This window comes from Haloplanus sp. C73, assembly GCF_051195115.1.
Lineage (GTDB): Archaea > Halobacteriota > Halobacteria > Halobacteriales > Haloferacaceae > Haloplanus.
Window position 1 is genome coordinate 235,063 of record NZ_JBNTJZ010000005.1, and the last position, 8,755, is coordinate 243,817.

Below are 8,755 nucleotides of genomic sequence, written 5' to 3' on the forward strand. Positions count from 1 at the left end.
GCTAGCGAAGCGGCGAGACGATGGCGTCGATGTCGGCGTCGTCCGCAATCAACTGCCGCTGTTTCATCCAGTCGAGGTGGTAGTCGAGGTCGTCGCGGTCCGCGAGTTCCGGCACCTCGTACTCGGGCACCTCGATGGCCGCGCGGACGGCGTCGGTGTCGACGTCCTCGAAGAGGTCAGGCGCGACTTCCTCGTCTTTCCAGAGCATATCGAGATACTGGTCGCGATACGCCTCGGGGTCGGCGTTGATGGTTTCGACCGCGCGGCGGTAGGCGCGCATGAACGCGTCGAGCGTCTCGCCTTCGAGGGCCTCCGCGCCGACGACGCCCATGTGGTTCTCGAACTCCAGCACTTTCTCGAAGCCGAGGTGTTCTGCGAGCGTGATGTGCGGGTCGAGCAGCGTCACCGCATCCACGTCGCCGTCACGGAGCGCTTGGAGTCGGTCGGTCGGCATCCCGTGGCCCTCGATGACGACGTCGTCGGGGTCCATGTGCGCTTCGAGCGCGCGAATCGCCGTGTACTCCTGTCCGGTTCGGCGGTTGACGCCGACGGCTTCGTTCGCCAAGTCGGCCGGCTCCTCGATACCCGAATCCGGGCGGACGAAGACAGCGTACGGCTGGTCGGCGAAGGTGCCCTTGGCGACGATGCGGCCGTCGTCGAACTCCCACGTCCGCTTGAGGCTCTCCCACTTGCAGATGGGGTAGAGGTCGACGTCGTTGTCGCCGGTCAGCGTCTCCTCGGCCGGGATGTACTTGTTCGTCACGCAGGTCCGGTCGCGCTCGATTAACTCGACGTCCAGACCTTCGTCGGCGAAGTAGCCACGTTCGGCGGCGACACGCTGGGGCAGCATGAACGAGAAGGGCAGGTGGAACACCCTGATCGTCTCTGTGCCAGACATACTCATTGGGTACGACTAATTGAATATAAAAGTTCCTCAAGAACCTTTATTAGTGGCCCACAGTATCGAGTTGATGGGGACAGAATGAGGCGGATTACCGATGACCGAGCGGAGAGTGAGGAAGTTGCGTCGGGCGTGTATCTCGCCGACCTCGCGGCTGGCGAGCGCGCATCGATGAAACACTGGCGAGTCGAACCCGGAGCCACGCTTCCCGTCCACCGGCACGACAACGAGCAAATCGGCTACATGATACAGGGGACTCTCACGGCGATTACCGAGGACGAGGAGATTACGCTCGAACCGGGCGACTCGTATCTGTTTACCGCCGGCGAACTCCACGGCGCCGAGAACAGGGGCGACGAACCCGCGGTCGGTATCGGCGTCCTCTCACCACCCCGTTCGGACCCGGACTGGAAACAGTCCTAAGCCGGCCCGTCGAGGAGTCGCACACACCGTTTCTGCGGGACCGTTCCGTCGTCGCGCCATCCGCGCCGTTCGTAGTATGCGTCGAGCGCCCCGCTCAGGCCGTCGACGCCGTAGGGAAGTGCCTCGTCGTCCCGCCGGTCCCGCCCGCGGCGGTTGTTGAATCCCCGCTCCAAGTCGACGATTCGGGCGCCAAGTGCGTCCAGTTCGCCCGGTTCGGCGTCGAGAAGCGTCCGTAACCGGTCGTCGGTCAGCGTCCCGCGCGAGAACCGGCAGGCGATGGCCGAATCGAGCGCTGCGTTGTGGTTCTCCGACTCGACGAGTGCCGCCGCCTTGCCGTCGAGCGTGTCGGGCGACAGGGCATCCTCCCGGTCGACGAGCGGATACTCGTAGACGTACATTCCCCCGTAGAGGTGGTCGGCGCCGCGGTTCGAGGTGGCGAAGGCGAGCGCCTGTCCCGAGAGCGCGCGCCCGTCGTGGGCGGCAAACTCCATCCCCTTCATCGTCCAGTCGGGGACGCCGAGTTCGTCGTGACAGCGGGCGATGCCTTCCGCGAGTAGGTCGCCGACCCCCTCGCGGTGGGCGATGCGCTCGATGAGGTCGTGGACCAACTCGGCGTCACCGAAGCCACCCTCCGCGGCGAGATACGCCGAGACCACGTCGCCACACGAGATGGTGTCGAGGCCGAGTTCGTCACACCGGTCGTTCGCGTGCATCACCGCGGGCAGGTCGTCGACGCCCGCGTTGCTCCCGAAGGCCATGAGCGTCTCGAACTCCGGCCCCTCCGTCTCGACGCCCGTCGCCTCGTCGCTCGTCGGCAACTTACACGCGAAGGCACACCGCGAGCAGGTTCCCCGACCGTCTTTCTTCTCGGCCACCGCCTCACCGCTCAGGGCGTCCGCGCCCTCGAACGAGCGCTCGGAGAAGTAGCGGGTGGGGAGCGCCTCCATCTCGTTTGCAAAGCCCGTGAGACTCGGCGTCCCCTGCGATTTCATGATGTGGTCGCTCTCGGCGGCCTCGCGGTGGACCGCACTCGCGACGTCGCTCGCCGCGGCGTCCAGATTCGGACCGGGCGTCGCGTCGCCGTCGAAGGTCAGCACCTTCACCCCCTTCGACCCCAGCACCGCGCCGAGGCCGCCGCGCGCGAACGCTCGATGGTCGCTCGTCATGATGGCCGCGAACCGAACCCGGTTCTCGCCCGCGGGGCCGACGCAGGCGAGGTGGTCCGCGTCGAGTCCGTGACGCTCGCGCGCCCACTCGGACACTCCCGACACGGGTTCGCCCGCGAGTTCGGGGACGGACTCGAAGGCGACGCCGTCGTCGCGGACGTGGACGGCGAGAGGGCCGTCGCTCGCGCCCCTGAGTTCGACCGCCGAGTGTCCCGTCCCGACGAAGTTGCCGGAGAGGAACCCGCCCGCGTTCGACGACAACAGGCCGTCGGTCAGCGGCGAGAGCCCGGTACAGGAGAGCCGGCCGGCGAAACTCGTCGTCGCCGTCTGGAGGGGGCCGGCGGTAAACACCAGCCGGTTCTCCGGGCCGAACGGGTCGGCGTCGAACGGTATCCGCTCGTAGGCCAGCCGCGTTCCGAGGCCGCGGCCCCCGAGGAACGCCTCGCGAGCCGCGTCGATGCGCTCGACGTGTGACTCTCGTGACTCGACGTCGATGGTGAGGAGGGGACCGTGGGCGTGTCGCATCGCTCCGACGAACGAGTGGGGGACACATAGATTCGTTGGAGGAAAACCTATATCGGTCGCCACTCGCCAGTAGTGGCATGGACGCCGTCGACCACATCAACATCGACGTGGACGACCTCCACGCGGCGCACGAGTTCTATCGAGACGTCCTCGACCTCGACCTCCTCCGCCCGCCGGAGGACTTCAAGGGCGCACACGTCATGTTCGAGACGGGCGCCGGCACCGTCATCACGCTCATGGAGACGGGCCGCGCCGAGAAGTGGGACGAAAAAGACCCCTCCCATCCGCTCGATAAGGCCCACATCGCCTTCGAAACCGACCGCGACACGTACCAGTCGCTGATGGACGAGCTAGAGGGACAGTTCCCGAACCAAGGCCCCTACGACTGGGGCGAGTTCGAGGGCTTCTACTTCCTCGACCCGTCGGGGAACCTCCTCGAAATCGTGACCTACGACCCCGCGCCCGAGACTCGGGAGCGGGAACTGATGGACCACGACGACGTGGAGTAACGGGCAGAGCGCGTCTCAGTCCTCGACACGCACTTCTTCGAACCGGCGTCGACGAGTCTCAGTCCTCGACGCGTGCTTCTTCGAACCAGCGTCGACGAGTCTCAGTCCTCGACGCGTGCTTCGACACCCGCCATATCCTCGATAATCTGCATCACGCCGGAGTTGTCGTCTTTGCCGCGACCGGTCGCGACCATCGACTTGTACATCTCGTGGACGAGTTCGGTCTGGGGCATCGGCGACTCGTACGCCTCGCCGGCGTCGGTCGCGATACGCAGGTCCTTGTACTGGTAGTCCGCGAAGAAGCCGGGTTCGAAGTCACCCTGAATCATGCTCGGGGCGCGGTTGTCGAGCGTCCAACAGCCGGCGGCACCGCCGCTGATGGCGTCGACGACGGCTTCGAGGTCCGCGTCCGCCTTGTACGCGAAGACCAGCGCCTCGCTCACGGCCTGCATCGTCCCCGCAACGACGATTTGGTTACAGGCCTTCGTGACCTGTCCCGCGCCGTTGTCGCCGCAGTGGGTGATGGTCTCGCCCATCACTTCGAGGATAGGGCGACAGCGGTCGAGGACGTCCTCGTCGCCGCCGACCATAATCGAGAGCGAGGCGTCGATGGCGCCTTCCTCGCCGCCGCTGATGGGGGCGTCGAGCATGTGCGCGCCGCGCTCTCGAACCTCCTCGGCCAGTTCCTCGGTGACGATGGGCGAGATGGTCGAGTTGTCGATGACTACGTCGCCCTCGCTCAGGCCGGCGAGAACGCCGTCGTCGCCTCGCATCACTTCAGCCACCACGTCGTGGTCCGGCAGGCACATGATGGTGACATCGGCGCGCTCTGCGGCCTCTTTCGGCGTCTCGGCCGCCTCACCGCCGGCGTCGACGTGTTCGTCGACCGGTCCCTGCGAGCGGTTGTGGCCGATGACCGTGTAGCCCGCATCGAGCAGGTTCTTCGCCATCGGTCCACCCATGATTCCGAGTCCGACGAAAGCGATTGTTTCGTCCGCCATATCCATGTCACGCCACCGATTCGACATAAAAGAGTCGGAAGCGGGTACGGTGCGGGCACGGACGTTTCATGGACGCGGGCGTACAACGTGGCCCCATGACGGATACAGACCCCATCGAACGCCGACTGGGTGACCGGCTCCGCGAACGCGACGAGACGGTCGCCGTCGCCGAATCGCTCACCGGCGGACTCGTTGGGTCACTCCTGACCGACGTGCCGGGCTCCAGCGACTACTTCGACCGGAGCGTCGTCGCCTACTCGAACGACGCCAAACTCGACGCGCTGGGCGTCACTCGCGAGTCACTCGACGACCACGGCGCCGTCTCAGCCCCCGTCGCTCGCGAGATGGCGCGCGGCGTCCGCGACGACGCCGAGACGACGTGGGGCGTCGCCACGACCGGTATCGCCGGGCCAACCGGTGGCACCGAGGAGAAACCAGTCGGCCTCGTCTTCGTCGGCGTCGCCTACGCCGCCCCGTGGGGCAGTGGCGACTCCTTCGCCCGCGCAACCCGCCGCGTCTTCGACGGCGACCGCTCGACCGTCAAATCCGAGAGCGCGCGCTGGGCGCTCCGTACGCTCGCCGACGAGATGGATTAAGTCGTCGTCACGAGTTCGATGACGTCCCGGTCGTCGAGTTCGTGACCGCCGCCAATCTGGCGCGACGACCGGCAGTCGATGCCGTGGAGCAACCCGTCGCCGAGGTCCGTGTGGATGTGGTTCGCGAAGTCCTGAGTCGTCGACCCCGCCGGCAACAGGAAGCAGTCGCGGAAGACCCCCTTCTCCGATGTCGACCCGTCGTCGCTGCCGGGGAACACCGCGATGAGGTCGAGCGCATCGAACAGCGCCGCCTCCAGCGACGACTGCACGCCCGTCCCGCCGAACTCGTCGAGAAGCGACCGAATCTGCTCCAGTCCCGCCTCCTGCTCCGCGCTCACGTCGTCGAGAAGTTCGAAGTCGTCGGCGCCCGGCGTGTAGTCGATTTGGCCCGCTTCCTCGGCGGTCTTCAGGGCCTTCTCCGCGTGGGCGCTCGTCGGGACGAAGGTCAGGTGGTCGTAGTCGGGGTCCGCGGTCACGTCCTCGAAGTTCGCCGCCGCCGCGGGGTCGTCGATTTTGTTCGCGGCGATGACCATCGGCTTGGTTCGCTTGCGAATCTCGCGCGCCAGCGACTCGCGGTCCGCCGCGTCCCACGTCTCCGGGTCGAGGTCCAACCCCTCTGCGAGGATGATTTGCTTGATTTCGTCCTCGTTCGTCCGGAAGGCGCTCATCTGCTCGGCGAGGTCCGTCTCGATTGTCGCGTCCGCGCCGTGGTATTTCGTCTCGAATCGCTCGATGCCTTTCTCGAGCACTCCGAGATACCACTGGTCGAGTTCGTCTTCGAGGAAGTCGATGTCGTCGCGCGGGTCGTGACCCTCGGTCTGTTCGCCCTTGCTGTCGGTCTTGCCCGAGAAGTCGACGACGTGAACCAGCACGTCCGCCTCGTTCAGGTCGCTCAGGAACTGGTTGCCGAGGCCCTTCCCCTCGTGAGCGCCCGGAATCAACCCGGCGACATCGACGAGTTTGACGGGGACGAATCGCGTCCCGTCGTCGCAGTAGCCGACACTCGGGGTACACGTCTCGCCGAACTCCGGGGCCGCACACTCGACCCGGACGTACGCCTCGCCGACACTCGGGTCGATAGTCGTGAACGGGTACGCCCCCTCGGGGACGTCGTTCATCGTCGCCGCGTTGAAAAACGTCGACTTGCCCACCGAGGGCTTGCCGACCAGACCGATGGAGTAGCTCATACCAGTCGTCCGCCGTCGGCGGGCAAAAACGCCGCTATCTCGCCGCCGCCTGCCTGTCACACTCTCACGTGACCGGCCCGCTTATGCGCCTCGCGCGCCGAACGCGTCCATGACCGACGACCGAGCGCCCGCAGACACCTTCGGCGTGAGCATCGGCGTCGACGACGACGCCATGCGGTTTCTCGTCCACGTGCCCTCCGCCCTCGACGGCGACTGGCGTGACCGAGACGCCTTCCAAGAGATGGTCGAACGCGCCGTCTGGGAGCGACTCGACCGCGACCCGACGCTCCGCGCCGTCGCTCGGGTGGCCTCGACGGGCGAACGCGTCGACCTCGGGACGGTGACACTCAGACCCGACGGCACCGTCGTCGAGGAGACACTCGAACGACCGAAGCCGTGACGGAACTCCCTGTCCGCGCCGCGGCCATCGACCGCGCGCTACTCGGTGACGACCCCCGACCCGCGTTCGCGCTGGTCGGCGCCCTCGACGGAGCGACGGCCGCTCCGCTCACCGCGGCGATGCTCGCCATCACCTGTGTCGCCGCCGACCGAACCCACACGCTCGACGAACGAGCGTGGCACCCCGGCGACGATGTCGAACCGCTCGTCGTCGCCGGCGCCGCCGTCACGGTTCGGCGTCGCGACGTTGCCGTCGAACACGTCGCCGAACTCGCCGGCTGTGCGCCCGCGAGGCTTCGAACCGCCGTCGAACGAGGCCGCGAAAAGAGTCGGTGACCGAATCAGTTATCGGCCGTTGCCGTTGCCACCGGCGTTACCGCCACCGGCGTTACCGCCACCGGCGTTATCGCTACCGCCGTTGCCGCCGTCCGAACTCTCGTCGTCGCTATCGTCGTCCCCGTCAGAGTCGTCGGCCTCGTCGGCTTCGTCACTTTCGTCGGACGCCTCGGATTCCTCGGACTCGTCACTCTCTTCGCTGTCGTCTGATTCGTCGCTCTCCTCACCGGACTGTCCCGGCGCGCTTCCCGAGTTGCCGGGCGCGTCGTCAGAATCGTCGCTCTCCTCACCGGACTGTCCCGGCGCACTCCCCGAGTTACCGGGTGCGTCGTCCTCGCCGTCGTCAGCCTGTCCCGGCGCAGAGCCAGAGTTACCGGGCGCGTCGCTCTCGTTCTCCGCACCGGAGTCGTTGACAGGCGGGTCCGCCGGCACGACTCGCGGCTGACCGGTCTCGTTGTCCTGCTGTCCCGGCGGCGTCGCGTTCTCCGCATTACCGACGCCGGGGTTGGAGGCGTTCGCCGAACGGTCACTCGCGTTCGACGGGTTGTTGCTCGTCACGAAGTCCGACATCTGCTCACCGATACCGGTGAAGCCCGCCCCCTTCAGCGACTGGGCGAGCGCCGACACGACCTGTCCGAACGGACCGGTCGGTTCGGGCGGCGTCAGTTCCGCCGTCGTCGTCGCTGTGTCGTTACCTTCCATCGCCGTCACGTCCACCGTGACGTTCTCCGAGGGAGCCGGCAGCGTGACCGTGCCGCTGTCGTCGGTCGTGTACTCGCCCGCACCCGCGTAGGTGTCGCTCTCCACAGTCACTGTCGCGTTCGTGACCGGTTCACCGGCGCGACCGACCGACACCACCACGGTGCCGTCGGCAGTCTGGTCCACACCCACACCGAACGTGTCGACCGACCGGACGACGACCGACGTGGTCGCCGTGTCGTTACCCTCCATCGCCGTGACGGTCAGTTCGACCGTCTGGTCGGGGTTGGCGAGCGTGACCGTCCCGTTTTCGTCCGTCTCGTACTCGCCCGCATCGGTGTACGTGGCGTTCGCCGTCACGTTCACCGTCGCGTTCTCCACGGCGCTGTCACCACGCATCACCGAGACGACGACCGACCCGTCGTCCGCCCCCGCGATGGACACGTCGAGGGCGGGTTCGAGGTCCGTCGTCGTCGACGTGGACGCGTTATCGTACGTCGCTTCAACGGTGACCGTCACCGAGTCGTTGGGTGCCGCGAGCGACACCGTTCCGTTCGCGTCCGTCTCGTACTCACCAGCGCCCGCGTACGAGTCGCTGGTTACGTTCACCGTCGCGTTCTCGACGGCCGTGCCGTTGTCCGTCACCGTTATCGTGACGTCGCCCGCGTCGTCCTGTGCGACGTCGAGCGAGAGCGATTCTCCTGTCTGGCCCGCGACGGCCGCCGGCGCGACGGCCGACGCGACCAGCATGACTGCCATCAGCACTGCACCAGTTCGTGCGTTCATTCCATCCCATCCCACACCCTACACCCCATTAAATCGGGAACGCGCTGAAGCCGGGTTCGGGCCGGTTTACGCCGGATTAAATCCAGTTTAATTCGCTATGCGTACGGGTCGGCGGTCGGATTGTATGCAAAAAGCCGAGCAACATTGCTATCGCTCGGCCCTGTGAATGAAGTATGAATGGTGAGGCGGCGAATCGGGTCTCCCAGAGGGTCGCCCACTCCAGTACT

General features: G+C 66.5%; 10 protein-coding genes. 5 read left to right on the forward strand and 5 right to left on the reverse strand.

Annotated features, from left to right (window positions below; all coding sequences use genetic code 11):
- Position 1: 1 nt before the first annotated feature.
- A complete protein-coding gene (locus ACQUSQ_RS11080) occupies positions 2-904 on the reverse strand; it encodes an ABC transporter substrate-binding protein (protein ID WP_435069160.1) in 903 nt (300 codons plus the stop codon).
- Positions 905-982: 78 nt separating this feature from the next.
- Between ACQUSQ_RS11080 and ACQUSQ_RS11085 the strand changes: the two genes are divergently transcribed.
- Positions 983-1,324 (forward strand): cupin domain-containing protein, encoded by a 342-nt coding sequence (locus ACQUSQ_RS11085; protein ID WP_435069161.1) that lies wholly within the window; start codon positions 983-985, stop codon positions 1,322-1,324.
- Here ACQUSQ_RS11085 and ACQUSQ_RS11090 read toward each other — a convergent pair.
- Entirely contained in the window at positions 1,321-3,015 is a 1,695-nt protein-coding gene (locus tag ACQUSQ_RS11090; protein ID WP_435069162.1) for an aldehyde ferredoxin oxidoreductase C-terminal domain-containing protein, read from the reverse strand. The two genes, ACQUSQ_RS11085 and ACQUSQ_RS11090, sit on opposite strands and share 4 nt — an antisense overlap.
- Before the next feature lie 77 nt (positions 3,016-3,092).
- Here ACQUSQ_RS11090 and ACQUSQ_RS11095 point away from each other — a divergent pair, with 77 nt between their 5' ends.
- Complete coding sequence (locus tag ACQUSQ_RS11095; protein ID WP_435069164.1) at positions 3,093-3,524, forward strand: VOC family protein; 432 nt, start codon at positions 3,093-3,095, stop codon at positions 3,522-3,524.
- A gap of 101 nt (positions 3,525-3,625) precedes the next feature.
- On the opposite strand, the gene ACQUSQ_RS11100 is transcribed toward ACQUSQ_RS11095, so the two are convergent.
- Positions 3,626-4,552 carry an NAD(P)-dependent oxidoreductase gene (locus ACQUSQ_RS11100; protein WP_435069166.1) on the reverse strand — a complete coding sequence of 309 codons (927 nt, stop codon included), beginning with the start codon at positions 4,550-4,552 and terminating at the stop codon, positions 3,626-3,628.
- A gap of 68 nt (positions 4,553-4,620) precedes the next feature.
- Between ACQUSQ_RS11100 and ACQUSQ_RS11105 the strand changes: the two genes are divergently transcribed.
- Positions 4,621-5,121: a CinA family protein gene (locus tag ACQUSQ_RS11105; RefSeq protein WP_435069168.1), complete on the forward strand. Its 501-nt coding sequence runs from the start codon at positions 4,621-4,623 to the stop codon at positions 5,119-5,121.
- Here ACQUSQ_RS11105 and ACQUSQ_RS11110 read toward each other — a convergent pair.
- Positions 5,118-6,308 carry a redox-regulated ATPase YchF gene (locus tag ACQUSQ_RS11110; RefSeq protein WP_435069170.1) on the reverse strand — a complete coding sequence of 397 codons (1,191 nt, stop codon included), beginning with the start codon at positions 6,306-6,308 and terminating at the stop codon, positions 5,118-5,120. The genes ACQUSQ_RS11105 and ACQUSQ_RS11110 overlap by 4 nt on opposite strands.
- A gap of 109 nt (positions 6,309-6,417) precedes the next feature.
- On the opposite strand from ACQUSQ_RS11110, the gene ACQUSQ_RS11115 reads away from it, so the two are divergent.
- Together ACQUSQ_RS11115 and ACQUSQ_RS11120 are read left to right on the forward strand one after the other, a co-directional pair.
- Positions 6,418-6,708 (forward strand): hypothetical protein, encoded by a 291-nt coding sequence (locus tag ACQUSQ_RS11115; protein ID WP_435069172.1) that lies wholly within the window; start codon positions 6,418-6,420, stop codon positions 6,706-6,708.
- The gene (locus tag ACQUSQ_RS11120) at positions 6,705-7,043 is read left to right on the forward strand and encodes a hypothetical protein (protein ID WP_435069174.1); all 339 of its coding nucleotides are present in this window, start codon (positions 6,705-6,707) and stop codon (positions 7,041-7,043) included. Before ACQUSQ_RS11115 ends, ACQUSQ_RS11120 begins: the two co-directional genes overlap by 4 nt.
- A gap of 9 nt (positions 7,044-7,052) precedes the next feature.
- On the opposite strand, the gene ACQUSQ_RS11125 is transcribed toward ACQUSQ_RS11120, so the two are convergent.
- On the reverse strand, positions 7,053-8,528 hold the full coding sequence (locus ACQUSQ_RS11125; protein WP_435069176.1) for a DNA primase: 1,476 nt from the start codon (positions 8,526-8,528) through the stop codon (positions 7,053-7,055).
- Positions 8,529-8,755 lie beyond the last annotated feature (227 nt).